The 25,349-nt window shown below is 52.7% G+C and carries 21 protein-coding genes and 2 pseudogenes; 18 read left to right on the forward strand and 5 right to left on the reverse strand.

All coding sequences use genetic code 11. The features are described 5' to 3' along the window. Window positions 1-335 precede the first annotated feature (335 nt). Both KRAC_RS00325 and KRAC_RS00330 read right to left on the reverse strand, forming a co-directional pair. Window positions 336-1,439, reverse strand: a complete 1,104-nt coding sequence (locus KRAC_RS00325; protein ID WP_007903576.1) for a sensor histidine kinase — start codon at window positions 1,437-1,439, stop codon at window positions 336-338. Next, window positions 1,436-2,116 (reverse strand): response regulator transcription factor, encoded by a 681-nt coding sequence (locus tag KRAC_RS00330; protein WP_007903577.1) that lies wholly within the window; start codon window positions 2,114-2,116, stop codon window positions 1,436-1,438. Before KRAC_RS00330 ends, KRAC_RS00325 begins: the two co-directional genes overlap by 4 nt. Before the next feature lie 100 nt (window positions 2,117-2,216). Between KRAC_RS00330 and KRAC_RS79140 the strand changes: the two genes are divergently transcribed. Both KRAC_RS79140 and KRAC_RS00335 read left to right on the forward strand, forming a co-directional pair. Next, complete coding sequence (locus KRAC_RS79140; RefSeq protein WP_083814451.1) at window positions 2,217-2,330, forward strand: glycosyltransferase; 114 nt, start codon at window positions 2,217-2,219, stop codon at window positions 2,328-2,330. 210 nt (window positions 2,331-2,540) lie between these two features. Then, window positions 2,541-4,076, forward strand: a complete 1,536-nt coding sequence (locus KRAC_RS00335) for a zinc ribbon domain-containing protein (RefSeq protein WP_007903578.1) — start codon at window positions 2,541-2,543, stop codon at window positions 4,074-4,076. 121 nt (window positions 4,077-4,197) lie between these two features. Here the strand turns inward: KRAC_RS00335 and KRAC_RS64935 are convergent, their stop codons facing one another. Next, entirely contained in the window at window positions 4,198-4,914 is a 717-nt protein-coding gene (locus KRAC_RS64935; protein WP_007903580.1) for a C39 family peptidase, read from the reverse strand. Window positions 4,915-4,961: 47 nt separating this feature from the next. After that, window positions 4,962-6,074, reverse strand: a complete 1,113-nt coding sequence (locus tag KRAC_RS60375) for a M15 family metallopeptidase (RefSeq protein WP_007903582.1) — start codon at window positions 6,072-6,074, stop codon at window positions 4,962-4,964. Window positions 6,075-6,335: 261 nt separating this feature from the next. On the opposite strand from KRAC_RS60375, the gene vanH reads away from it, so the two are divergent. The 15 genes and pseudogenes from vanH (at window position 6,336) to KRAC_RS00420 (ending at window position 22,506) form a co-directional block, all read left to right on the forward strand. Next, entirely contained in the window at window positions 6,336-7,334 is a 999-nt protein-coding gene (vanH, locus tag KRAC_RS00355) for a D-lactate dehydrogenase VanH (protein WP_007903583.1), read from the forward strand. A gap of 15 nt (window positions 7,335-7,349) precedes the next feature. Further along, window positions 7,350-8,396 carry a D-alanine--(R)-lactate ligase VanA-Sc gene (gene vanA-Sc / locus KRAC_RS00360; RefSeq protein ID WP_007903585.1) on the forward strand — a complete coding sequence of 349 codons (1,047 nt, stop codon included), beginning with the start codon at window positions 7,350-7,352 and terminating at the stop codon, window positions 8,394-8,396. 31 nt (window positions 8,397-8,427) lie between these two features. Continuing rightward, window positions 8,428-9,420: a dipeptidase gene (locus KRAC_RS00365; protein WP_157506238.1), complete on the forward strand. Its 993-nt coding sequence runs from the start codon at window positions 8,428-8,430 to the stop codon at window positions 9,418-9,420. 18 nt (window positions 9,421-9,438) lie between these two features. Then, window positions 9,439-9,873 (forward strand): GNAT family N-acetyltransferase, encoded by a 435-nt coding sequence (locus KRAC_RS00370; RefSeq protein ID WP_007903587.1) that lies wholly within the window; start codon window positions 9,439-9,441, stop codon window positions 9,871-9,873. Between the two features lie 18 nt (window positions 9,874-9,891). Continuing rightward, window positions 9,892-10,338, forward strand: coding sequence for a GNAT family N-acetyltransferase (locus KRAC_RS00375; protein ID WP_007903588.1), 447 nt, complete (start codon window positions 9,892-9,894; stop codon window positions 10,336-10,338). A 733-nt stretch (window positions 10,339-11,071) separates the two neighbouring features. Continuing rightward, window positions 11,072-12,496 carry a UDP-N-acetylmuramoyl-tripeptide--D-alanyl-D-alanine ligase gene (locus tag KRAC_RS00380; RefSeq protein ID WP_007903592.1) on the forward strand — a complete coding sequence of 475 codons (1,425 nt, stop codon included), beginning with the start codon at window positions 11,072-11,074 and terminating at the stop codon, window positions 12,494-12,496. Between the two features lie 126 nt (window positions 12,497-12,622). Then, complete coding sequence (locus KRAC_RS00385; protein ID WP_007903593.1) at window positions 12,623-13,996, forward strand: transposase; 1,374 nt, start codon at window positions 12,623-12,625, stop codon at window positions 13,994-13,996. A gap of 31 nt (window positions 13,997-14,027) precedes the next feature. Continuing rightward, window positions 14,028-15,176, forward strand: a complete 1,149-nt coding sequence (locus KRAC_RS00390; protein ID WP_007903594.1) for a D-alanine--D-alanine ligase family protein — start codon at window positions 14,028-14,030, stop codon at window positions 15,174-15,176. 187 nt (window positions 15,177-15,363) lie between these two features. Beyond that, window positions 15,364-15,738 carry a helix-turn-helix domain-containing protein gene (locus KRAC_RS74305; RefSeq protein WP_075164123.1) on the forward strand — a complete coding sequence of 125 codons (375 nt, stop codon included), beginning with the start codon at window positions 15,364-15,366 and terminating at the stop codon, window positions 15,736-15,738. Window positions 15,739-15,764: 26 nt separating this feature from the next. Further along, window positions 15,765-16,732, forward strand: a pseudogene (locus tag KRAC_RS75090) (UDP-N-acetylglucosamine 1-carboxyvinyltransferase). A 270-nt stretch (window positions 16,733-17,002) separates the two neighbouring features. Next, the gene (locus KRAC_RS00405) at window positions 17,003-18,388 is read left to right on the forward strand and encodes an ISNCY-like element ISKra7 family transposase (RefSeq protein ID WP_007903612.1); all 1,386 of its coding nucleotides are present in this window, start codon (window positions 17,003-17,005) and stop codon (window positions 18,386-18,388) included. 222 nt (window positions 18,389-18,610) lie between these two features. Next, entirely contained in the window at window positions 18,611-19,117 is a 507-nt protein-coding gene (locus KRAC_RS60380; RefSeq protein WP_052567812.1) for a DUF4158 domain-containing protein, read from the forward strand. Between the two features lie 13 nt (window positions 19,118-19,130). Then, entirely contained in the window at window positions 19,131-20,180 is a 1,050-nt protein-coding gene (locus KRAC_RS78000; protein WP_052567813.1) for a Tn3 family transposase, read from the forward strand. Next, window positions 20,173-20,804 (forward strand): annotated as a pseudogene (locus tag KRAC_RS78005) (Tn3 family transposase). The gene KRAC_RS78000 and the pseudogene KRAC_RS78005 overlap by 8 nt, the downstream one beginning before the upstream one ends. A gap of 463 nt (window positions 20,805-21,267) precedes the next feature. After that, the gene (locus KRAC_RS00420) at window positions 21,268-22,506 is read left to right on the forward strand and encodes an IS110 family RNA-guided transposase (RefSeq protein WP_007903615.1); all 1,239 of its coding nucleotides are present in this window, start codon (window positions 21,268-21,270) and stop codon (window positions 22,504-22,506) included. 657 nt (window positions 22,507-23,163) lie between these two features. On the opposite strand, the gene KRAC_RS00425 is transcribed toward KRAC_RS00420, so the two are convergent. Then, the gene (locus KRAC_RS00425) at window positions 23,164-23,805 is read right to left on the reverse strand and encodes a hypothetical protein (RefSeq protein ID WP_007903620.1); all 642 of its coding nucleotides are present in this window, start codon (window positions 23,803-23,805) and stop codon (window positions 23,164-23,166) included. Window positions 23,806-24,039: 234 nt separating this feature from the next. Here KRAC_RS00425 and KRAC_RS00430 point away from each other — a divergent pair, with 234 nt between their 5' ends. Continuing rightward, window positions 24,040-25,281: a coiled-coil domain-containing protein gene (locus tag KRAC_RS00430; RefSeq protein ID WP_007903622.1), complete on the forward strand. Its 1,242-nt coding sequence runs from the start codon at window positions 24,040-24,042 to the stop codon at window positions 25,279-25,281. The last annotated feature ends 68 nt before the right edge of the window (window positions 25,282-25,349 follow it).

Genomic DNA, 25,349 nt, shown 5'->3' on the forward strand with positions numbered 1-25,349 from the left:
CACGGTCAGAAAAAGGGCGTCATCCCCACTTTGGGGTCTGTTTCTCTTGTTTAATCTCTACAATTTTGCTTAAGTTGACAATACCCAACAGTGCATATATTCTCGAAACTTGTGGCATTAGAGAGCACGCCATCGACATTCTTGACAGCGGCAAAGAAGCGTTCGAGAAGCGAAAAAACAAGTACAAGATATAATTTGTAACTTCGTAAACGGCTTTAGCCGTTTGGGGAGTTGGCTGTTTTTCTGAAAGAAAATAGTTTTGCAGCTTTTGGGTTATCATAGGAATAAGTAAACAGTTGATAGATTTCATTGCTCTAGGTCACTGGATACGATAACTATGCATTGATTTTTAGTACGAACCTTAAGCCAGGGTGGCCTGCTACGGCGGTTATAGCCCAACCTTGGCTCTCGGCTAATTCTCTTACAATTGCTAAGCCGAGTCCAAGGCCGCCTGTTGTTCTGCTGCGAGATGTATCTACTCTATAAAAGCGCTCGAACAGGTAGGGCAGGCTTTCTGAGGGGACACCCTTCCCGTTGTCTGAAAACAGAAGTTTGTGTGCAGTGGCTTCAATGGTGACTTCTGTCGCCTGTGAATAATGCAAGGTATTTTTCATGAGATTCGTAAGAATCTGTTGAAGTGCGCCACGGTTTGCATGGATTATAGAGTCCTCTGCGATATGCAGCTTCGCAGTTATTCCTTTTTGCTTGAGTTCGAGACTAAAGTGATTCATGAGCTCTTCGCAGAACTGCCTCAAGTGTATATCTTCGGGCTCGGAAGTCACGGGCATGCGGGCTCTCGTATAAGCATCCAGCTGTTGTACCAGTTCAGCAAGCCGCTCAGCTTGATCCTTGAGGATGGCTACTCGTTCCTCCGTCAGAGGATATTTGCCATCTTGCATAGCAGTAAGTTGCCCGATCATCGTCGTCAGTGGCGTATTCAGCTCGTGCGAGGTATCTGAAACCAGGTCTTTGCGGAGCTTTTCCTCGTGCCGTAATCGATGTATGAGATTGTTGAACCTCGTAAAGACTTCATCAAACTCGCGGATGCCCATTGACCGGAGCTGGACTTTATAATTGCTTTGTTCCAAGGAGGCTATGGCGTTATTAAACTGGCGCAACGGCCGCCGTACGAAACGCGCCGCAAGCACACCAAGCACTAGGGGGGTGCCGAGTGCAATCAGCACATATATAGCAAGCGCAGCAAAGGACCCTTTTGTAGTAAAGGCATTCAGTAGTACCCTACCGATAAGTACGTTTGAAACAGGGATTAAAATGAGTGTAATTGGCCCTGATGCAAGTATAAGTGCAGCAATACGAGTACTTAACCGGTTATATGGGCTCCTTTTAAAGATTCCGAGGATCGCCATTACGATGACCGCGACGATTACAGCGATAGTAAAGATACATAAAAGGAAGAAGTAGAAACCTAGACTGATCATTTCTCTGGTTCTCCGATGAAGCGATAGCCGCTCCCGAATACTGTTTCTATAAATTGTGGATTTTTCGGATCTGTCTCGATCGACTGGCGCAGTGCTTTGATGTGGGCATCAATGGTGCGGTCATAGACAAAATGACTTGAAGGGTCGCTATAAATTTGGTTGACAAGTTGCGCCCTTGAAAGGACCGCGCGAGGATGGGAAGCAAGCGCCAGCAAGAGGTTGAAGCGCGTCGTGGTAAGCGTGATAGACGTACCACCCTTCATAACCGACATGGTTTCAGGATCGATAACCAGACCCTTAAAGTGTCGTCGCCTTGTCCTATCGTGTCTGCGCAAGAGCGCTTGCACGCGTGCAACTAAGACGTTTGGGTTGAATGGCTTTTTGATGTAATCGTCGGCGCCCATGGAGAGCCCTTTGACCTCGTCTTCATCACTATCGCGGGCGGTGACTATAAGGATTGGCATGGTGGAGGTCGTTCGGATCGCTTTACATACATTTAGCCCGCTCATTTTTGGCAGGTTAATATCAATGATTGCGAGATCGGGTTTATGCTCCACAAACAGTTCGACCGCAGCTTGACCATCTGCCGCCTCGATTGTTCCGTATCCAGCATCACGCAGGTACGTCACTTCAAACTCACGAATCGGTGCCTCGTCTTCAATAACCAAAACTTCCATATGTCTCGTGTCCCAACTTCTTAATCTTTACAATGATAAGCGTAGCTGCAAGTTGTGAAAATGATATGAAACGGTGGTACCGTTTGTCAACAGCGAGGAGATGGCGCAATCGTTAGGCGCCGCCGATAGTGTGGTTTCCCGCGCCGGTGCGACCACAATCCTTGAGCTGAGTGCGCTAGCCAGACCGACAATCCTTATTCCTCGTGGTAAATAGCATCGCGGTACCACAATATGCTTCCTTCAAGTGACAGGATAGGGCTTTAGCCCGCCGCAAGCCACGGTTCTTTAGACCGTGGTGAGGCGTGTTCTTGGGCTTGAGCCCTTCTCAAACAGAGTACTAATAGAACATATGTTTGACAATTTCACATCAGCAGAGTATTCTCTAAGAGAGATACCATCTATTGTGTGAGAGGAGGTACTAAACATGGCAAAAGCCACGAAAACCATCAGGCAGGCGTTGCACTATCCGCCGCAGTATGCTGCCTACTTCGTGGCAAACCAGGTCCTCTTCAATCGCGTCGTGGCCTTTTATTTCGACTGTATCCAGGCACACGAAGGTCTTCTTGCCCTCAACAATAAGGAGGGCCTCACGGCCCTGGAGAAACTCACCCATGGAACGGGTGCGAACCCCCATCCAATCATGCCACTCACCGATCTCGCGCCAGATATCCCGGCGATATTCAGACGTGCCGCCATCAATGCGGCCCTTGGTTCGGCCCGCGCATTTTCCTCCTCCCTCAAAACATGGCGAGCACGGAAGCAGAAACACGAAGCCAAACAGACGAGATCGGGAGGGAAGAAGAAGCCATTCAAGGAGCGACCACCAGTCCCGCCCCGATCATGGAACAAGTCGGCTCCCTTCTATGCGGGAATCTTTCGTGAGCGCCATCATCACTCTCTCATGCTCAAGGTCTGGACCGGTTCCTGCTGGTCCTGGCTCAAGGTTCACACGTTTTCACGCGATCTGCCCGAAGGGTTCGAGATGGGGAGCCCTTCCCTGGTGCGCATCAGGGATCGCTGGTGGCTACATACTCCCATCGAAAAGACCTTCGAGACTCCCGCCAAAGTCGTAGAGCAACTCACCACCGCCCAGACACGTATCTGCTCGGTGGACCTCAATCTTGATCATCGCGTAGCTGTGTGCAGCGTCCAGACAGTTGACGGCACCATCCTGGCTACTTCCTTCATCGGAAATGGCGCAGCGGTATCGGGCTGTAGGAAGCAACTGCTTGGACGCATTGCACGCAACCGATCACAGACTGGCATCATTGCCGAGAACGAACAGGACAATGCCGACCTCTGGGCCAAAATCAGGCACGTGGACGAACAGATCGCGCATCTGGTGAGCGCTCGCATTGTCCAGTTCGCGAGCGAGCACAAGGCGAGCATCCTGGTTTTTGAACATCTGGGCAACCTGCAACCGGAGAAGGGCACGTATTCGCGCCGGAGCAATAGCAAACGCGCCTACTGGATGAAAGGGCGCATGTTCCGCTACGCAAAGTACAAAGCCTGGCAGGCAGGCGGCATCATCACCAGCCGTGTGAATCCGCGCAATACGAGCAGAGAATGCCATCGCTGTCACGCCGCTGTCATTCGCTATAACCAAGGACACCCTGTGGAAGGCTATACCCCCGGCGCCGCGCTCTGTCTCTGCCCACAATGCCAGATGCGCGATCATGCCGACAGAAATGCCCGTTTGAGAATCGGACAACGCTTGATCGAGCGTACGCAAGAACCTTTGAAGGAAAAGCCTCATGCTCGTTCGCAACGTGCGAAGAGGGAGTCGAAAGACTCAGGTGTTGGGATCTCCCAGGATGCCAAACGCCAGATGGGACCATCTCTCCCTGCGGCAAGGCGTGGAGATCATGCCAACGGGGATGGCACCCCCCAGGGGAGAAGGCGCCGGATGGGCGCGCCTCTCCCAGATATTGCGTCCCAACTACGGGTTCACTTTGAGTAGTGGCTACGCCACCTGTCTCACGAACCCGACTACGGCACAGTGTCAGGAGCTGCTCGGCTTTAGCCGATGCGGAGTGTCACATGATATATTTTAGTCGTAAAATTCGGGTTGCTATCGAACTTCATTCGTTTTGCTCATCTGTCGACCAAAATGCAAATCCCCTCCCGGCGAAGGCTGCAGCAAATCTGTCGTAGGGAATCACGGCATTTTCCTGTAGCTCTGGAAATCTTCCAGATGAATTGTGAAGCAGAAGCGTTTGACACTCCTGATTTGACCATTCAAACCCATGCACAAGGACAACATGTCCCCCTTTATGGGTAATAGGAGTGTCATTGCGTTCACCAATTTCGTCGCTAACGGAAGCAATAACGAGCGCTCCTGTAAGAAGCAAAGAACAGATATTCTCAATAGAGAGCGTCTTATAAACTTGTCCCTTGATCCCATAGGACTGTCCTACTTTTACTAATGGTTGATAGATCCATCCGAAGTTGACTAACTCACCCTGTTCATTGTGAATGATGTATCCACCTGCAGCAAGACCTTGCTGAATAAGCTCAATCATGCTTGGAGGTTGTTTCGGCCTCGCTAGGGTTTCAATACACATTTTCAAGCAAGCAATTGCGCAAGACCGAGAGCACCAAAAACAATACTCTTCAACGTCTTCAGTTCCAAACTCACGCCAACGTGGATCTTGTCTTCCATCAAAATGCTCATGACAATACGAATAAATGAGTTCAGGACTAGCAAATTGTGAGGAATAAGAGATTTTTCCGGGAAAACAATACCTACCAGATAAGGGCACATCAGATAATGTGCCAACTAACGTATTCCATTCCATTTTTGAAGCTACAACCTCTCATCTTTTATTTTCTAGGGATAATAAGACTATTCTTCTGGTGGTGCGATAATCTCTGCGGGCCAATCTTCCACCAGTTTTGGGTCGCCTGTTTCGCGAATGGCAGCCAAGATTTCAACTCGTAGGGCTGTTCGCACAATAGCCAGACCGGCTGTCCGTGCAACAGCCAGATCCCCTTCTCTTTGCAGTTTCAGCGCCTCCTGACGAATTTTAAGACGTGTATTTTCATGTGCTATATTGCTTTCATCAAGACCCACAGCCCCAACGGTTGCGTAATCGAGTCCGGCAGTAGCTGCTCCCATTTGAGACTCGGGTGCGTTGAAGTGCCACCATTCTGCAAAGTAGGGCTGGAAGCCAGCCTGCGTCATAATCCCGAAGAGCAATCGACGATTGTTGCAGGCCAGCATATCATTATCTGTCAAGATCTCCCCGGCGGCAATTTTAGACTCATAATATGCCAGAGCGGACTTTTCACCCCCATGATCGAATGCAGTACCAAAATCGAGCATTTTGGCATGGCGTCTCATGGTTGCTGATAGCCGCATTTCCATGCCAACCCGCTTTGCGATAATTAGATGAACATCGGTAAGGTGGGAACGGATTTGAAGCAACTCCTCTTCATGCGCCTGGTCAAGTTTTACAATCGCTACATCTACCGACCCACCTGTATTATGTGGAGAAGGTCGAGTTGGATCCATCGATGGAAGCGAAACATATTTTTGGGTTTCAGACTCCAGTGTCTCGTTGTCCATACCTGGATATTTTTCTCTGAGTTTTTGCTTATAGAAATCATGAAGCGATTTCTGCACCTGATAAGACCTGTAAGCATCGAATACTAGCAGATGATGACCAGCTGGCAAGAGTTGCTCCGCGACTAATAAACGATGAATGACCGACTGACGGGCAAAAAGCGTCAGCAGGCTACCCTCTAATTTATTTCTATTCTCTGCATAAGGTGAGTTACTATGTTCACCAAAATAGAGAGAGGACGTCATTAAAATTTCAGCCTCCTGCGATAATGGCCCTAATGGGATTAATGGATCGAGGCTGTCGTCCTCTCTGAGAGGAATATCTTTCCATCCTTGAACCTGACCGGCGTCGAGAGGAATTGCTGGATATATTCCATTTTCGACTGTCACCATGAAACGTATGCTCCTTAACCATGAAACGTATGCTCCTTCTATCCACTAGGATGCCGTTTAAATGTGAAAATGATATGAAATTTCCATTTAGCCGTACTTGATGCGTAAATTTCAGACACCATCCCGGATTGTGGATGGTGTCAAATTTCATATCATTTTCACAACTTGCAGCTACGCTTGCCATTGCAAAGATTAACAACTTGCAGCTACGCTTGCCATTGCAAAGATTAATAAGAAAGCTTTAAACAGGGTGCATAAATCATGGCAAAAATAGGAATTACAATTTATGGATGCGGGCAGGACGAGGCCGTTTTGTTCCGAGAGATGGCGCCTCGCTTTGGCGTTATGCCAACTATCACAGCGGCACCGGTATCTGAAGCCAATATTGAACTGGCATTTGGGAATCGATGCATCAGCGTCAGTCATAAAACTCAAATCACAAATTCCATTCTTCGTGCGCTTAGCCAAGCCGGCGTAGCGTATATCTCCACAAGAAGTACTGGATATAACCATATTGACGTAGATTTCGCGCAAAGCGCTGGCATCTCTGTTGGAAATGTCGTGTATTCGCCCGATAGCGTGGCTGATTACACGCTAATGCTGATGCTGATGGTGGTGCGAAATGCAAAATCCACTATCAGCCGTGCAGACATTCACGATTTCAGATTGAATGACATACGCGGGAAAGAATTACGCGACATGACCATTGGGGTAATTGGAACAGGACGCATTGGCGCAGCAGTTATGGACCGGCTGCGGGGCTTTGGCTGCCACATAGTAGCCTATGACCATCGTCCCAAAACCTCTGCCAATTACGTTCCTCTTGATGAATTGTTACAGCAGAGCGATATTGTAACACTCCATACACCACTTAACGCGGATACAAACCATCTCTTGAATCGTCAACGTATCGAGCAGATGAAGCACGGCGCGTTCATTATCAATACTGGACGCGGTTCACTTCTTGATACCGAGGCTCTTATTCCAGCGTTGGAAAGCAGCAGATTAGGCGGTGCGGCGTTGGATGTCCTCGAAGGAGAGGAAGGAATATTCTACGCTGACTACAGAAACAAACCCATTGAAAGCAAACTGTTGTTGCAGTTACAAAAACTACCGAATGTGCTTATTACTCCGCACGCCGCCTATTACACAGACCACGCCCTGAGAGATACTGTTGAAAATACTATTATCAATTGCCTGAAATTTGAAAGGAGACCATCATGTCTGGGGACACCACCCAGCACCAAAATGGTCATTTAGAGAGGAGAAAATAGCATGGATAGGTTGAAAGTCGCAATTCTATTCGGAGGCTGTTCCGAAGAACATCCCATCTCCGTTAAATCTGCGCAAGAGGTCGCAAAACACCTCGATATCGAAAAGTATGAACCGTTTTATATCGGGATTACGAAGAGCGGTGCTTGGAAGTTGTGTGACGGCCCTGGCGCAAATTGGGAAAACAACAATTGCCGTCCGGCTATGCTGTCACCGGACAGAAGCGTACACGGATTGCTTGTTCTGGAACAGGGACAATACAAAACGATCCGTTTGGATATGGTGCTTCCCGTTCTGCACGGCAAACTCGGCGAGGATGGTGCGATGCAGGGTTTGTTGGAGCTTTCCGGCATCCCCTATGTAGGCTGCGATATCCAAAGTTCTGCTCTGTGTATGGACAAATCCCTTGCTTATATCGTCGTTAGAAACGCGGGAATTGCCACGCCGAATTTCTGGATTGTCACGGCGGACGAGGATATTGACGCTGACCGGCTTCCTTATCCCGTCGTTGTAAAGCCGGCCCGTTCGGGTTCATCTTTCGGCGTCAGCAAGGTATCTCGAAAAGAAGAATTGCTGAGTGCGGTGGAAACCGCAAGACAGTATGACTCGAAGGTGTTGATCGAAGAGGCTGTCGTCGGCAGCGAGGTGGGATGTGCGATATTAGGGAACGATCTGGATGTGATTGTAGGCGAGGTAGATCAAATTCGTCTATCTCATGGCTTCTTCAGAATCCATCAGGAGAATAACCCTGAAAGCGGTTCCGAAAACTCAACAGTAATCGTTCCCGCTGACATTTCGGCAGAGGCGCGCTTGCTCGTTCAGCAGACGGCAAAAGCCATATATCGCACCTTGGGATGCAGGGGACTTTCGCGGGTGGATATGTTCCTGAAGGAAGATGGAAAGGTAGTACTTAACGAGGTTAATACTTTGCCCGGTATGACTTCATACAGCCGTTATCCGCGAATGATGGCGGGCGCAGGGTTGCCATTTGCCGAAGTGATCGACCGGATGGTGTCGTTTGCATTGAACGGAAAAGACGATGAACGATGATCTTGTCTTTGTAAAGGAAAAGCACACGCACATGACCTTGGCCCTGAACTCTGACACCAGAGACCTGCACCACCGCCTGCTCTGTTTAGATGCAGCGGCTCCACTCATTACCCCTCAACGTCTTCCGAAACGTCTGAAGGAGATGCAAAACGGAGGGATAGATGCTGTTTTAGCGACAGTCGCATCTATTGAGGATTGCCAGTTTGCTGTGGAACGACTGGGACGGTGGCTGGTGCTGGAGCGCTCCCAACAAGTGCCATTTCGCTTAGCCAGGACAGTGGCTGGTATCCGAGAGGCGAAACAGGAAAAACAGCTTGCAGTGATTCTCCACTTTCAAGGCACATCTCCTCTGGAGTCCGGTCTGCACTTACTCGATGTCTATTACACCCTGGGAGTCCGGGTGATTCAGCTCACCTACAACATGCGTAATCTCAGTGGCGATGGATGTTTGGAGTCTGCAAATACCGGTCTCAGTCGTTTTGGCCGTCAGGTTATCCGCCGGATGGTGGAATTAGGGGTCGTCATTGATCTCGCCCATAGCGGCATTCGCACCAGCCTGGAAGCTATCGAAGAAGCAGGAGGCCCTGTCATTGTGAGTCACGCCAATGCCCGTGCGTTGTGTGACTCCCCGAGAAATCTCACTGATGAACAAATCCGAGCGGTCGCAGCTTCTGGAGGAGTGATTGGTCTGTGCGCCTTTCCTGCCTTTGTCTCGCTTCAGGCCAAACCTACCCTGGATCTGCTGCTCCAGCATGCGGAGTATCTGAGTGAGTTGGTTGGACCAGAACATGTCGGCCTGGGGTTCGATTTTGCGGAGGAAGATGAGGACGACTATGAGTACTATGGCTACGACGAGCGTTTCTATCCCCGTCCTCCATGGGTCTGGCCAACAAATATTCGTGGATTCACCGAGGTTCCCAACCTGACTGCAGGGCTTGTGGCACGAGGTTTTACTGAACCTCAAATCGCCGGAATTCTTGGAAAAAACTTCCTTCGTGTCTTCCAGAGCATTTGGGAAGCCTGAGAGAGGAAAACATTGACGATGGAACACCTGACGCTTCGACCAGCCAGCCTGTCCGACGCGAGTGCCATAGCCAGGCTCATGGAGCAACTAGGGTATCCCACAGAAACACAAGAGATGGAAGAGCGACTCACCGGCCTCCTCTCTCAGAGCGATTACCAGACGTTGGTGGCCGAACGAAACCGCCGCATCGTCGGCATGATCGGCCTCCACGTTGGACACTCTTATGAGAAGAATGGCGTCTATGGGCAGATCGTTGCCCTCGTTGTTGAACAAGCACACCAGGGTCAGCATATTGGTTCCTCGTTAGTCGCAGAGGGAGAACGATGGCTCAAGACGCGCGGAGTCCAGATCATCATCGTGAACAGCGGGATGCATCGACAGGCCGCCCATCGCTTTTATGAGCATCTCGGCTACCAGGCAACGGGAATCCGTTTGGTGAAAACGTTCGCGTAGGAGAAACACCTGCAAACGATGAGCAATGACGACAAATCAGTAACAATTCGCCTGGCCTCCCAGGGTGATGCAGAACAGTTGGCACACTTGTGTGAACAGCTAGGATACCCTGTTTCTGCAGAGCATCTCTCGCCTCGACTGGCCAACCTTCTGCCGCAAAGTGATCATGCGCTCTTTGTGGCAGAACGACCAGATGGACATCTGCTCGGGTGGGTTCATGTCTATCGCTGCTTCCTCGTCCATACGGACCCGGAAGCGCAAATCGGAGGACTGGTGGTGGATGCAGCCGCGCGTCGCAGTGGTGCAGGACACCGCTTAATGCAGGCTGCAGAACAGTGGGCACGCGAGCAGGGATGCTGGGCGATCTATTTACGCTCGCATGTCAGCCGCGCAGATGCTCATCAATTCTATCACAAGATAGGATATGATATCGTCACTTCATCCGTGTTCTGTAAGCCCTTGTGAAAGGAGCAGCCAACCGTTTGAGTACTGAAACATCGAGAGTCTTTGGAGAGCAGTGATGTTGAACCCATCGCAATTTCAGCAGTGGTGTCGAGAACGCAGTTTGGAAACTGCAACCGTTGATCTGCTTGCACGCATTCGCTTTTCTCCACCTGTCCGGCGCGTTCAAGGGCGAGCCGGGAATGTTCGTGGACTGTTGCATCGCCTTTTCCACAAACAGCCGTACCACAGGGAATAGCTGGGATGATCATGCAATTGGAGGTCACTTCTGCTCAGCTGCATCGCAAGAACTATCAGTAGGCACAACAGGTACTCAGCCAGGCACTCGCCGACGCACGCACGACGTTGCGAGATGCGCGACATGCCATTACCGATCTGCGTTCCCGAACCCCTCGCGTTGATCAACTCATCTCCTCAGTGCAGCAAGAGATTCAGATGCAGCCAAAAACGCTAGAAAGTGGCCGAAAGTACAAAAGTTGGGCATAACCTGGCCGGAAGTGCGCATTTTGCCTACCGGATTTTATCCGCTTCTTACGCGGCTGTAGCGTTTGACTGCTCATCATTTTGTAAATTTGCTCGTTATATGGGAGGATTTTCGCTCATTCCGTGGGAGGTTCAGTCTCTTTCACGATGCACCGTCGCGCGGGAAATCCCACGCAATGTGCACATTCTCTCCCACGCAACCAAGCAAATTTACATCTCAAACCAGGAGAGATGGAAAGGATATTACTTATACATGTTCACTCTCAACGACATAGTACAAAGCAACACCGATCAGATCCATATCCAGAGTAGCACAACTCCCGATCCCGCTCTGGTCTTCCGCTCGGCCCATCATGACAGCCGCCTGATCACGCCCGGCGACCTCTTTATTGCTCGCAAAGGAACAAACAGCGACGGCCACCACTTCATTCCTGCTGCTGCTCGTGCAGGCGCGCTGGCCGCTCTTTGCAGCACACCAGCTAACGACGTGCCTCCCGACTTCCTACAGATCATCGTCCCCGACGTTCTTACTGCCCTTCACGCCACTGCACGCGCACGCACTCAACGTCAGAAAGACACCGTCCGCATAGGCATTACCGGAAGCAATGGTAAAACAAGCACAAAAGATGCGGTGGCCGCCGTGCTCAGCCATAAAGCCCCCACCCTTAAAACCTATGCATCATATAACCACGAGCTTGGCTATCCCATCACGCTCCTCCACCTGGAGCCACAACACCGCTACGCCGTGCTGGAGATGGGCGCTCAATGTGTCGGCGAGCTAACCTGGCTCTGCAATTCCATCGCCAGCCCCCACTGGTCTATCATTACCACTGTCGGCGCCGCTCACCTTGAATACTTTGGCACACAGGAACGCGTCGCCATCGCCAAAAGCGAACTGGTGCAGGTTCTCACCCCTGACGGTTTCGCCATTCTCAACTATGACGATGAACTTGTTCGCGCTATGGCAGCGAAAACGCAAGCGCGCATTCTCTACTATGGCACAGGTGAAGGTGCTACGGTACGTGCCAGCAATATCGGCGGTGATACCCTCTTCGGGCATAGCTTCACGCTGCACTATCACGATCAACAGCAGCCCGTTCAGCTTCGTCTTCCTGGCGAACACGGTGTCACCATCGCCCTCGCTGCGGCAGCAACTGGCTGCGCGGCAGAGATGTCACTGGACGATATCGCCTCGGCTCTGGAAGATCTCTCACCCGCACCAGGACGCTGCGAAATCAAGCCCGGCCCCAACAACAGTACCCTCATCGACGATAGCTATAACGCCAATCGCCAGTCGATTATCGCCATCACCAGCGCTATGCACAATACAAGCCAGGCTCCCAATGGGAAGCGCTGGGCCATTCTGGGCGATATCTTCCAGCTAGGTACCTACGCACGCGCCGAACACTCCACTTGCGGCTCCTCTCTGGCTGGTCTTGTGGACTATCTAATCGCCATAGGTGATCAGGCCCGTTTCTACGTTGAGGGCGCTATCGCCTCGGGTATGCCAGAAAAGAACGCCTACTATTTTAGCGCTGACGTGAACAACAGTGCGGAATTAGAAGCCGCCAAACGTGCCGCCGCCGATCTCCTCAAGCATGAGGTACGACCCGGCGATCTCGTACTCCTTAAAGGATCACGCGGCATGCGGATGGAAACTATGCTTGCAATGCTCTAGTCTACCTAAGTTTCGCCCAAATTGACGACAGTCCAGCGAGCCAGTGCAGAGCTTGCAAAAAGCAGAGCGATACTCCATAGCTAATGAAGGAACAAAGGAGCTTTCATTAGAAAAAGGAGTATCACCATGAACGAGTCTATCACAACAACAACGAACCATTTCACTGGATGCGCCATCCTGGCCGCCATAGGAGCCAAATTGCAGCAATTGGATGTCTTGAGCCCGATCCGCAAGAGAGTGCAGATCAGGCAGAAAACCATCAAGCATACGCCTCTCGACAAGCTGATGGATGCGTTTATCAGTCTGTTGGCTGGAGCCCATGGACTGGTAGAAATCAACAGTCGGCTGCGAGCCGATCCGGGCTTGCAACGAGCCTTCGGTCGAACCTCTTGTGCTGAGCAGTCGGTGGTGCAAGAGACGCTTTCTGCCTGTGCTGAGGAAAATGTCCTTCAGGTGCATCAGGCGCTCGATGAGATCTACCGCGCTCAGAGCCAAGGCTTTCATCATGACTATCAGGCCGCTTTTCAACTCTTGGACGTGGACCTGACGGGCATGCCTTGTGGACCAAAAGCGGCGTTTGCCACGCGCGGCTATTTTGCAGGACTCTATCATCGCCGAGGGCGGCAATTGGGTCGTGTGCTGGCGACCCAGTATGAAGAAGTCGTGGTCGATCAGCTTTTTGCAGGCAATGTCCAACTGATCAAGGCTCTGCAACCGCTGGTAGAGACTGCTGAGACGACCTTGCAATTGGACGATGCCAAACGCAGACGGACCATTATCCGTGTCGATGCAGGTGCGGGAACCGAGGACGACCTCCATTGGCTGCTCTCCCGAGGCTACGAGGTCATGGCGAAAGAATACTCGGGACGACGTATCACGCGACTGTCTCAAACGGTCAAGGAATGGGTCCAGGACCCCACCTGGTCGGAACGTTCCTTTGGCTGGGTGAGCGAGGAAGCCGCTGGCTACGTCCGTCCCATGCGACGTATTGCGGTACGCTGTCGCAGAAGAGATGGCACATTTGCTTATGGCATTCTGATGTGTTCGCTCTCGATTGAGCAGGTTCTTCCCCTTCTGGGATGGGAGGCATCGCAAGCAGCTGATCCCACGGCGGTGCTCTTGGCCTATGTGACCTTTTATGATCAGCGTGGTGGAGGCATCGAAACCTCCTTCAAGGGTGATAAACAGGGATTGGGACTGACGAAACGCAATAAGAAGCGCTTTGAGGCGCAGTGCATGCTGGCGCTGCTCGGCTCACTGGCTCACAACGTGGTGGTCTGGGCACGTCGCTGGCTGAACAGCCCAAAAATCCATCGTTATGGCATCTTGCGTATGGTGCGTGATGTCTTTCATGTCAGCGGTTTGCTCCGTTTCAATGCGTTGCATCAGGTGGTTGAGATCGAGCTCAATCAGGACGCTCCCCTGGCTCACTCACTCCTCTATCCCTTGCAGGAGCTGCTTGCTCCCTTCCAGATTGTTGTTATTTTGGGCGAAACTTAGGTAGTCTAAATATAGAGAAAGGACCCTGGTCATGTCACAGGAACAGCAACAGGAAAATAAACAAAAAATCCGTATTGGTCTCATTTTCGGTGGCCGCTCAGGAGAGCACGAGGTTTCGCTCGCCTCGGCCAACTCGGTAATGGCAAACCTGGATAAAGATAAATACGAGGTTATCCTCATCGGTATCACCAAAACCGGCGCCTGGCTGCTCGGCACAGACCCAACCCGACTCCTGGCTTCGCCGGATGCTCAACCCAATAGCGCGCAAAGCGACCAGCAGGCAACCACCGCTGTCACTCTCACCGGCGACCCCAATGTACGTCGCCTCATCCCTCTACAAAACGGCACACAGCTACACGATAATGGCGCCCTGGATGTTATCTTCCCCGTCATGCATGGCACCTATGGCGAAGATGGTGCCCTTCAGGGCCTGCTGGAGATGGCAAATGTACCCTACGTTGGCTGCGGCGTCCTGGGCTCGGCACTGGGCATGGACAAGGAAAAGATGAAGATGCTCTTTCAAGCTATTCATCTTCCTGTGCTCCCCTTCCTGGCATATCACCGCAAGCAATGGAAGCAGGCGCCAGAAACGATACTGCTGGCAGTCGAGCAAGAGCTTGGGTATCCCTGCATCGTGAAACCTGCCAACATGGGATCAAGCATTGGTGTAAGCAAGGCCGCGGATCGTCAAACCCTGGAGCAAGCCATTGCACAGGCTGGGGAGTATGATACAAAAATCATCATTGAGCGCTGGCTGGATGTGCGAGAACTTTCCTGTGCCGTCCTGGGCAATGAAGAGCCGAAGACCTCGCTCATTGGAGAACTTGTGACGGAGATGACACTTCTCGATTACGACGCAAAGTACCTTCATCCTGGCTTCCACTTTGATGTCCCGGCTACTATCCCCGGGCCGCTGGCTAAAGAAGTCTTCCACATGTCAACGCAAGCCTTTCTTGTCCTGGACTTGAGTGGCCTGGCCCGTGTGGATTTCTTTCTTGACCGTAATGATGGACGCATCTACATCAACGAAGTCAATACCATGCCGGACTTTACTCAGGACAGCGTCTATCCCAAGCTATGGAGCGCGAGTAACCTGCCCTATCCCAAACTCCTTGATCGGCTGATCGAGTTAGCACTGGAGCGTCACCAGGACCGCCAACGCATGCGCACGAGACGATGAGACTCAACGTCAAAATTATTGCCATGGCGGGTTCTTTTTCGTGTCTGTACGAGCACAGGCAACAAATGATAACCCAAAGCAGGGAAAAAGGAGAAGAGAATAGTGGATCTACTCTATGTGGCAGAGAATGTGCTGCTTGCCACTCGTGAATAGAAAAACAAAGGAGCGTAAGAGCAGAAGCACGTTCATGACAAGTTCACTTGATACCCAGCAACTGGCAACCCTGCTCAAAGCGAAGCGTGGCCAACGAGGTCTGCGCGAAATTGCTCAAGAGATGGGCAATGTTAGCCTTGCCACCCTCTCACGCATCGAAAATGGCAAGATGCTCGACGTTGAAACCTTCCTCTCGGTCTGCGATTGGCTCCAGATTGCTCCCCAGCAGTTTATTAAAGAGGTCGAGGCCGCACCCCTCATCAACCAGGCGGTGCGCTATCGTATCGAAGGTGGCCAGCGACTGGAGGGCTCAATTGTCGTGCAGGGGGCGAAAAATGCCGTTCTGCCCATCATCGCCGCTTCTTTGCTGGCCAGGAAAGGTCAGACAATTTTCGTAATGTTCCGCTGATTCGCGATGTGTTCGCCGCCATTGAGGTGGCGCGCGCGCTTGGGGCGAAAATTACCGTGCATGAGGAGGACCTGGTGCTGGTCATCGATGCTTCTGAGCTTACAGGCTATGATCTCCCGGAGCGGCTGACCAGCCTATTTCGCGCCTCTGTACTCTTTCTGGCGCCAGTTCTGACTCGCATGGGCAAGACAACCATCGCTATGGTTGGTGGCTGCAAGCTGGGCAGGCGCGGCCTGGACTTCCATTATCGGGGCTTTGCGCGTCTGGGCGCACACATTTCTGAGGATGAGCAACGCATCGCCCTCCACTATCCAGAGGCTCCTCAGGGGACTTACCTCTACCTGGATACGCCCAGTCATACTGGGACGGAGAACCTCATGATGTCGCGCGGTTCCTCAATTTGATGGGCGCGCGGATCTCAGGTGTTGGCACAGGAGTGTTGCGCATTGATGGGGTAGAGAGTCTGTGTGGGGTGGAATATACCATTATGCCAGATCGCCTGGATATTGGCTCCATTGCTATGCTCACGGCAGCGACTCAGGGAAATGTCTCCATGGTTGGCGCCAACTTCGACCATCTGGGAGTCGCGCGTGCCAAGCTGGAGCAGATGGGCGTCGAATTTGTGCAAGATGGGCCGGTGATCCATGTGCGCGCGGCCCTGCCTCTCCGCCCAATCAACGTGATTACCTGGCTCTATCCCGGCTTTGCCACAGACCTCCAGCCACAGATGATGGCCCTGACTTGCCTGGCTGCTGGCCGTTCCTATCTGCGCGAAACTATTTTTAATGAGCGTTTTTCCGTCATGCAGGAGCTTGCTAAAATGGGCGCGCAGATCGAACGCGAAGGGGACACTGCCGTTGTGCGAGGTCCAGCCCGCCTGGTGGGTTCTACCGTTTACGCCCATGACCTGCGAGCTGGTCAGGCGCTTCTGCTGGCAGGCGCCGCAGCGGAGGGCGAGACTATCATCGAGAATGCAGAGATGATCGAACGCTGATGCAGTGCTGTCCTCCGTCGTTTCTCGCAGCTTGGTTTGACCATCTCTCTTCGGAGATGGTAAAGGCCCTGTCTACAAGAGTCATCCCTCATTTTCTGGAATCAAAATTGATGTACTTCACCAAAAATACCGTGTGGGAAGGGAATTTTCTCCTAGTACTAGTTTGCGGTGCGAAATGGAGCCACTGAAGCGGCTTGAGAGCAGAAAGAGCGAAGGAAGAGCGTGGTAGAATGAACAAGAGGGGCTTATCAGGCAGAGAAAGGAAGGGCCATGCTCATCGATTGCTACCAACCAGAAGATGTGTTTGCCCGCGTGCCCGAGGTGGCAGCCCAAACCGATCCTGTCCTCAAGCAGTTGGATGGGTTACTCGACGATGATGACCTCTATCAGCACGTCCGTGGAGATCTGGGGAAGCGCTATCGCTGGACGCTGGTGCATGGGCGGCATTCGACGCCGGTGGAAGTGATCTTACGCATGCTCATCTGCAAACACTTGTATCAGTGGAGCTTTCAAGAAACGGAGGAACGCGTCAAGGACAGCCTGGTGCTGCGCTGGTTTTGCCGCGTCTATTTTGAGCGAGTCCCTGATGATACCACGCTCATTCGCTGGGCCCACACCATCCGCCCAGAGACGGTGCATACCCTCAACGACCGGGTGGTGCATCTGGCGAGGCAGGCCAAGGTCACCAGCGGACGCAAACTGCGCCTCGATGCCACCTGTGTGCAGACCAACATCCATCATCCCACTGATAGTGGCTTGCTGGTGGACGGCGTGAGGGTGCTTTCCCGCTTCGTGCAACGGGCCAAACCGCTGGTGGAGGGCACGCTCACGTCGGTAAAGCAAGCCTGCCGCAGCCGAGTGCGCTCAGCGCGTCGTGCTGCGCAGTCGTTGCATCGGCTGTTGCGGCGCAAAGGGGAGCAGAAAGAGGAGCAACAACGAGCGCTCTACCACAAGTTGATCACGACCACCCAGCAAATGGTCAAGCAGGCCAAGCAGGTTGCCGCGAACCTGAGCTGCCAGGCGGAGGCACCAGCCCAGCGACTGCTTCTTTCAGCTCAGCAGGTGCTCCCGCTTATCGAACGGGTCATCACGCAAGCCCACGTCCGAGTGCTGGAAGGCAAGAAGGTGGCTGCCAGCGAGAAAGTCCTCAGCCTCTTCGAACCGCATACCCGTGCTATCCCTCGCCACAAAGGTGGGGCCCTGGTGGAGTTCGGTCGGCACGTGGTGCTCGACGAGGTAGAGGGGGGCATCGTCACGCGCTTTGAGATCTGCGAGGCTCCTCATGAGCATGGACAGGCTGATGAAGCACTTGCCCATCATCAGCCCCTCTTTGCGCACCCTCCGCGCTGGTTGGTCGGCGATCGCGGGGTTCACGCTGCAGGGACGCGTGAGCGAGCGCAAGCCGCAGGGGTCAAGGTGGTGGCGATCCCTGCGGAGGGCAAGCGCTCGCAGGAGCAACGAGCCCAAGAACACACACGAGCCTTCAAACGAGCCTACCGCTGGCGTGCGGGGATCGAGGGGCGCATTCACAGCCTGCGCCGCGATTATGGGTTGCGCAGATGTGCCTATCACGGGGAAGACGGGATGCAACGTTGGATCGGTCTGGGCATCATCTCCAGTAACCTGCGCCATATTGCCCAGGCCACGGTCGCCTAGGGCTCATCCAGAGAGAACCTCATCCATGATACCGAGAGCAATGGCTCTCAACGCCCTTCTCATGCGCTTCTCTCCATTTCGCACCGCAAACTAGTACTAGTGCTGCGTTCCTCATTGGCGCTATCATTACTGCCAGGCAGAGTCTATGGATAAAATATGCCTGCATTGGTTCTAAACCTTGATTCAGCGTTTTATTCATACCAATGAGGAACGCAGCACTAGATGACAGCGATTGAGCGAACGGCCTATCCTCGCTTCAAGCAGATCCTCTCGGCCAAAGATTTTGCTGAAATCTATACACCCACGCCTGGGGAACGCCTGGTCGCTCATCGTTCTACCAAAGGTCGCGTTGCCGAAGTCGGGTTTCTTGTCCTACTCAAAACGTATCAACGCCTGGGGTGCTTTGTTCCCCTGAGTGAAGTCCCTTCCTCCATCATTGAGCATATTGCCAAACCCTTTGAGCCTCAACTCCACGTTTCCGATCTGGCTGCCTATGATACGAGTGGAACACGACAACGACATATTCTGCTGGAAAAGAGGGGACAACTGATGAGCGTCTGGCGGCGATGGCGTCGGTCATTGACGGCAAAGAGAGCGAAGTCTTGCAGTCGTGTGAAGAACATCTGGCTCACATGGGCAATAACTACCAACAGTTTCTCTGGCCCTACTACAAAAATCATCGGCGCAACTCTTCCGTCTTCTTTCGGTGATGCAGCTCTGCTCCAGTAGTCAGGATAAGAGCATGGAAGAGGTGGTGCGCTTTCTCAAAGCGCATGAAAGCAGTAAAGGAGATTGGCTCGTCACAACGACGGTTCAGAATCCTAACACCCCTGAAGAGCAACGTCTTCCGCTGATCGATCTTTCCTGGGCTTCGGATGTCTGGTGGAAATTTATGACTGGGTACAGCAAACGCAGCTCCTGCCCGGACAAAGTGCTTCGACGGCATTTCGAGATCGCTGTGTTCTCTCAAATCCTGTGGGACCTCAAATCAGGAGATCTCTATGTTGAGGGGAGCGACCAGTATTCTGACTATCGCGAAGAACTCATTTCGTGGGAGGAGTACGCACAGCAGGTGAGTAATTACGGGACGCTGGTCGGCTTGCCCACCGATGGGCAAGCCTTCGTCAACTACTTGCGTGACTGGCTCCATGCCAGGATCAAGCAAACAGATGAGGCGTTTCCTTCAAACGAGTATCTGCGTTTTGAAAAAGGAGAACTCATCCTGCGTCCACTGGAAAAACAAGCCCCTCAGGATCGGCTTTCCGCCCTGGAGCAATTCCTGGCAGAGCGTCTCAAGCCTATCTCTCTGCTGGATGTTCTCACCCAGACGGAACAGTGGCTCAACTGGTCGCGTTTTTTCGGCCCACTCTCCGGCCATGCTACCAAGCTGGAGGATGCGGTTGCCCGCTATGTGGCCCTGACGTTTTGCTATGGCTGTAATCTCGGCCCCTCTCAAACTGCCCGCTCACTCACTGGAGTAGAGCGCCGCGATCTCTCCTGGGTCAACCAGCATCATATCACGGAAGAGAAACTGGACGAGGCAATCCGTTGTATCACAGAGGCATATAATCGGTCCCATTTACCCAAGTACTGGGGAACAGGAAAACGTGCCTCTGCCGATGGAACCAAGTGGGAAATGTATGAACAGAACTTGTTGGCAGAATATCACATACGATACGGTGGATACGGCGGCATCGGGTATTACCATGTGCCGGATACCTACATTGCCTTGTTTAGCCGCTTCATTCCCTGTGGGGTGCATGAGGGGGCATACATTTTTGGATATGTTTGAAAAAGAGCAAGCCTCTATTCGACCAGAAACGGTGCATGGTGATACTCATGCGCAAAGTACCACGATCTTTGGGTTAGCTCATTTGCTGGGCATTTCGCTCATGCCAAGGATTAAGAACTGGAAAGATCTGACGCTCTTTCGTCCTGACCCGGATGTCCACTATACGCACCTCGACAGTCTCTTCTCCGATACCATTGATTGGGACCTCATTGCCACCCATTTGCCTGATATGATTCGAGTCGCACTGTCCATCAAAGCCGGAAAGATTGCTCCCTCCACTATCCTGCGCAAATTGGGGGCCTATAGCCGGAAAACAAACTCTATCAAGCCTTTCAGGAATTAGGACGGGTGATCCGCACGCATTTTTTGATGCAGTATCTTGCGGACCCGGAGTTACGCTCAACCATCCAATCTGCCACGAACAAAAGCGAGGCGTTTAATGGCTTCGCCAGGTGGGCGTTTTTTGGCGGAGAGGGCGTCATTACGCACAACCGCCGAATAGAACAAAGAAAGTGTGTCAAGTTCAATCACTTGGTAGCCAATTGTCTGATCTTCTACAATGTCCATGTAATCAGCGAGGCGTTACAGAAGCTCAATCAAGAAGGCGCAGAGATTGGTGAGTAGGTGGTAGCGGCTCTTTAAAAAAGAAACCCGCTGGTTTTGTGGCCTCCGAGGCCCAGAAAAAGGCGAAGGCAAGGCAGAAAAAGAAAAAATCGGCTCGTCAAATGAGGCTTTTCTCGTAGACAATAGCATAGATGGGATGTAAAACCAGCTTCTACGGATTGAGCGGCTCATATGGCTGTCCTGGGAAAGAATCCTTGTTAGGATGTTGTCATGAGGCCCGTCGCGTGCTACCCTGCTCTCGTTAGGGGGTGGGGACGCCGCTGTGGCGCGTGGTGTTAGGGCCGACCGTGGAATATGGCATGGGACCTGTGAGCCCGTTTCCTTGTTTGGTCGCCCGCCCGAATGACCTTAACTGAGATGGCCTACGATGGTCAAGCTCGTATCGGTGAGTGATTTTCCACAAGCCCCAATGACGTGCCTCATCCACCCAGCTCATGTATGAGCGTTCTCATTGGAGGATTCTATGACGACATCCATCCCAACCCGTTTTGTGGCCCTCGATGTGCATCGAAAGTATCTGGTCGTCGGAGCCGTCGATGCTGGGCAGAAAGTTGTCCTCTCGCCTCGCCGCTTTGGCTTTGAAGCCTTTGAGGCGTGGGCTCCAACCCATCTGACTCCCTCAGATCTTGTGGTGTTGGAAGCCACAGCCAATGCCTGGCTTCTCTACGACCAGGTGAAGCCCTTCGTCGCTGATGTGCTCGTTGCTCATCCTCAGGCAGTAAAATTGATCTCTGCTGCACGTGTAAAAACGGATTCGCGCGATACTATTAAGCTTGCGAGCCTCCTCGCTGCCAATCTCATCCCGGCGATTTGGGTTCCCCCTCACCCAGTTCGTGAACTGCGTGCTCTGGTCGCTCACCGCAAACGGCTTGTTCAGCAGCGCACCCAGGCGGGAAACCGTCTTCATGGCGTCCTGCATCGTCACAATCTCACCTTGCCCCCAGGCAAGCCTTTCGCAGCCCATCAGCGTGAATGGTGGCTCTCCCTTGATCTTCCTGCTTCCGAGAAGTTACGCCTCCAACAAGATCTGAGCCTCTATCAATCCCTGGAAGAATTGGTGAAAGGGGGTGAAGCCGAACTCAGTAGGCTCTCCACCTGCCACCCCTGGATCAAACAGGTGCCCTTCCTTATCCAGCTTCCTGGTCTGGGCGTCCTTTCAGTCATGAGCGTGCTGGTCGCCATCGGTGATATCACCCGTTTCCCTTCTGCCAAACATCTGGTTGGCTACGCAGGGTTGGGAGCCAGCATCCACGATTCCGGGGAAACCCATCGCGGAGGAGGCATTACGAAAGAAGGCCGAAGCGATCTGCGTGGAGTGATGGTCGAGGCCGCTTGGGTCGCCGTCGAGCATCACCCTCACTGGAAAGCTCAGTTTGAGCGTTTGACGAATCGGATTGGCAAGCAGAAGGCGATTGTGGCCGTTGCTCGCAAGCTGCTGGTAGCTACCTGGCATGTGCTGATCGAGCAGGAAGCTGACAGCAATGCCCACATCGAAGCTGTCGCCCGCAAACTGATGAACTGGATTGCTCACACGGGGGCTACTCCAGGCAAGAAGCGAGATCGGCTCCTCCTCTTGTATGAGCAGCTTGATCGGCTCGGATTGAGTGAAGAGGTGGAGCAGGTCGATTATTATGGCTCAACCTATCGCTTGTCAACGAAGCAGAAGCTCATACGCGCTGCGCAGCAAAGGAAGGAGACCTAGCCATCAGGCTTCTCTGAGCCTACCACGCCGCTTCCACCTGTCAAGGCTCAACCCTCTGGGTGCTCCGCAGCCTTGACACGCATCAGCTTGCGCGGTTTTTGGGTGATACGCCTGATTGACGGTCAAAAAAGGCTGTTTTTGCCCTCTTGACAAAGTAGATACATCGGTGCCATATCCCTGTTCTTCCCGTTTTGTTGATCGGGATATCGAGCAAGCAGACAGCCTTCTTAGGAAGAATTTCATCTGTTCCGTGTATGATGGTGTCTCCCTGTTGCCACCGAATGCATCCAAGGTGCAAACGTCTGATCTCATCTGAACGCAACCCAGCAAAAAGCCATACGACAGCCATAGCGCGTACCATTTCAAGTGGGTAGAAAAGCCATCCTCTGTTTTCAGTAGATGAAGAGCCGCAACGAGGTAGATCCTCTTCGCTCAAATTGAGTCCGGCTCAGAGCAGTTTGGCCCAAATATCATCAGCAATCACACGAGGATCTGGACCAATGAGAGAAAGAATGGGGCGCGGAGTTGCGAAACTGCGCCCTGGATCAAAATGGCGAGCGATCCACCCCCATTCTTGACAATAAAGCAATACAAAACTTTTCAAGCCGAATAATGCCCGCTACTTTGCGGCTCATGTCAGCTTACGCAGCGCCGGGCCTAACAAGTCCCAAGAATACGCGCTCCCAAAGTCTCCCAGGGCTGTGGTTCCAGAACTGGCAAACCCCGGCGCCTTGCCTCATGCGCGAGCCACTGCCCATAGAGCCATTTCGCCCCGGCCTCTGTGCGCAATTCCTCCTCACTCATGCCAGCAGTTCCCCTCCCCCGCTGCGCTATATTGCTAGAAAGCAGCTTTTTGTCGGGTTCTTGGAGAAAAACAGCCTGGAGTCGCCCGCTGTTCTTATGCTGGTGCATTAATGGATTTTCCAGTAATGATGGAAGAATGCCGTCTCCCTCCAGGATCACCGGGGCGTCAATGTCGATATGGTTAGCAATCACAATTTCCAGGGCGGGGCGCAGTGTTTCTCCGACCGCTATCAGGGCCTGGCTGAGTGCTTCTGGTGAGCCGTGCCAGATTCCTGGTCGGGTGAAGAAGTACAGAGCATCGGTGTGGGCCTTTTCGGGGAAGGAGACGCGGCTGTTTTGCAAGGCCAGGCGTAGATCGTCGACCTGGAGCCAGGATATCTCCAATCGCGCTGCAAGTTGCCTGGCAATGCTGCTCTTACCTGTTCCAGATGAACCACCAAGCAGGAGGACGCGCCAGCGCTGTTGCGGTCCTTGCCTTCGTTGAGAAGTAGACATATACTTGTATACTCCATAGCTTGAAGAACTAAAAGTACCAGCGTATCCGCCTTCCCAGCCATGCAATCGAGGACTTCGCCGATATCACAGATATACTGTATACTGCAAGAGGATTGTAGCAGGTATGGAGGCGAAACCACAATCTTGCACACGTACGATGGCCTCTTGTGACTGTATTTCTACTTCGAGCTTCTTTGTGCGAAATGTGTTTTCCTATCTGAAGGATATAGACAAGTGACACACGATATGTTAGAGCATCCTGCTCTCGATTCACAGGAACGCTATGTCGATGAATTGGTTGACGAGCACGACTACTGGCTCTCGCTTACTGATGCGGCGCGTGTGACACGCCGCCAGGATGTGACCATCCGTCGCTGGGTCAAGAGCGGTTTGCTACCCGTACGTCGACAGAATGTTGGCCTCAATCAGCGCACACGCCAGGTGCGAGCCAGCGATCTGGCTCAGTTGACTCCTATCATCGATAACTCCGCGGTCATTACTAGCGAACAGGCTCAGTTAAACCTGACGAATATCCCCGGCGAGCAAGCTGCGCTTCGTGAGTCGCACCAGCGCATTTTGCAGCAGCTTGAGGAGCTTCACCAGGAACTGGAAGCACAGGGCAAACAACACTCTCAGTCCCTGGCGGAACAAGTTCAGCAACAGCAACAGGCCTTGAGTCTCTTTCATGACCAGGTAGAGCAACACCTGGATACCCAGCAAGAAGAGATGCTGGGCCAGCTTGAAGAGCAGGCCCAGACACTGCGCCATGTCTTAGACAGCCAGAAGCAGCAGTTTGAACAGGTCCAGCAGCGTATCTCGGAGCAGACCCAGCGCCTGGATACCCAGGAGCAGTTCACGACCCAACTTCGGGAGACAGTGGAACAGTACCAGGAGACCTCCACTCAGGCTCAGCAGGAACTAACACAGCAACAACAAGAGGTCTTTCGCTTCCTGGAGGAACAACATACCCTGTTCACAGAGCTCACCACACAGCATAAGCACCTTGAGGAGCGTACGGGGCAGCTTGACGAGGTGGTACAAACGCTCTCCACCCAGATTGTCTGGCAGGGAGAACTGGTTCAGCAACAATATCAGAATCTGACCACGAGCCTGGCAACCTGGAGCGAGCAGGCCGATACCTGGCAGCAAGAGACCGCGACGCGCCTGGCAGAACTGCAAAACGAGCTTCAGCAAGCGGTGCGCGCCCACGAGGACGCTCTGCGACAGCGGCAACAGGCCCTCGATGAAAGCCTTGCCTTGCTCCGCGAACAGGTCGTGGTCAGCCACCTTGAACTCGAACGTATTGTACAGGAGTTGACCGGGCACTACGAGGAAGAGGCAAAGCAGCGCACGACGGAACAGCAGCACTTTCAGGAGACGCTGAATCAGCAACAGGCTGTCATCGCGAGCCTGAATGTACGCCTACAGCACCTGGAGGCAAGCGCACGCCTGCAAGACAGACTGGAAGACCAGTAAGCCCGACGCTGCTGAAGCACGCGTCTACATATCATGGCACAAAATATGTAGACGCGTGCTTCAGCAGC

The organism is Ktedonobacter racemifer DSM 44963 (assembly GCF_000178855.1).
GTDB classification, from domain to species: Bacteria; Chloroflexota; Ktedonobacteria; order Ktedonobacterales; family Ktedonobacteraceae; genus Ktedonobacter; species Ktedonobacter racemifer.

Bases quoted from the DNA above. Each gene is read 5' to 3' on its own strand.
- KRAC_RS79140 (WP_083814451.1), top strand. From the start codon at position 2,217: ATGGCGCAATCGTTAGGCGCCGCCGATAGTGTGGTTTCCCGCGCCGGT.
- KRAC_RS00370 (WP_007903587.1), top strand. From the start codon at position 9,439: ATGGAACACCTGACGCTTCGACCAGCCAGCCTGTCCGACGCGAGTGCC.
- KRAC_RS74305 (WP_075164123.1), top strand. From the start codon at position 15,364: ATGACAAGTTCACTTGATACCCAGCAACTGGCAACCCTGCTCAAAGCG.
- KRAC_RS64935 (WP_007903580.1), bottom strand. From the start codon at position 4,914: ATGGAATGGAATACGTTAGTTGGCACATTATCTGATGTGCCCTTATCT.
- KRAC_RS00380 (WP_007903592.1), top strand. From the start codon at position 11,072: ATGTTCACTCTCAACGACATAGTACAAAGCAACACCGATCAGATCCAT.
- KRAC_RS00390 (WP_007903594.1), top strand. From the start codon at position 14,028: ATGTCACAGGAACAGCAACAGGAAAATAAACAAAAAATCCGTATTGGT.
- KRAC_RS00325 (WP_007903576.1), bottom strand. From the start codon at position 1,439: ATGATCAGTCTAGGTTTCTACTTCTTCCTTTTATGTATCTTTACTATC.
- KRAC_RS00365 (WP_157506238.1), top strand. From the start codon at position 8,428: ATGACCTTGGCCCTGAACTCTGACACCAGAGACCTGCACCACCGCCTG.
- vanH (WP_007903583.1), top strand. From the start codon at position 6,336: ATGGCAAAAATAGGAATTACAATTTATGGATGCGGGCAGGACGAGGCC.
- KRAC_RS00385 (WP_007903593.1), top strand. From the start codon at position 12,623: ATGAACGAGTCTATCACAACAACAACGAACCATTTCACTGGATGCGCC.
- KRAC_RS00405 (WP_007903612.1), top strand. From the start codon at position 17,003: ATGCTCATCGATTGCTACCAACCAGAAGATGTGTTTGCCCGCGTGCCC.
- KRAC_RS00420 (WP_007903615.1), top strand. From the start codon at position 21,268: ATGACGACATCCATCCCAACCCGTTTTGTGGCCCTCGATGTGCATCGA.
- KRAC_RS00335 (WP_007903578.1), top strand. From the start codon at position 2,541: ATGGCAAAAGCCACGAAAACCATCAGGCAGGCGTTGCACTATCCGCCG.
- KRAC_RS00375 (WP_007903588.1), top strand. From the start codon at position 9,892: ATGAGCAATGACGACAAATCAGTAACAATTCGCCTGGCCTCCCAGGGT.
- vanA-Sc (WP_007903585.1), top strand. From the start codon at position 7,350: ATGGATAGGTTGAAAGTCGCAATTCTATTCGGAGGCTGTTCCGAAGAA.
- KRAC_RS00330 (WP_007903577.1), bottom strand. From the start codon at position 2,116: ATGGAAGTTTTGGTTATTGAAGACGAGGCACCGATTCGTGAGTTTGAA.
- KRAC_RS78000 (WP_052567813.1), top strand. From the start codon at position 19,131: ATGGAAGAGGTGGTGCGCTTTCTCAAAGCGCATGAAAGCAGTAAAGGA.
- KRAC_RS60380 (WP_052567812.1), top strand. From the start codon at position 18,611: ATGACAGCGATTGAGCGAACGGCCTATCCTCGCTTCAAGCAGATCCTC.
- KRAC_RS00425 (WP_007903620.1), bottom strand. From the start codon at position 23,805: ATGTCTACTTCTCAACGAAGGCAAGGACCGCAACAGCGCTGGCGCGTC.
- KRAC_RS60375 (WP_007903582.1), bottom strand. From the start codon at position 6,074: ATGGTGACAGTCGAAAATGGAATATATCCAGCAATTCCTCTCGACGCC.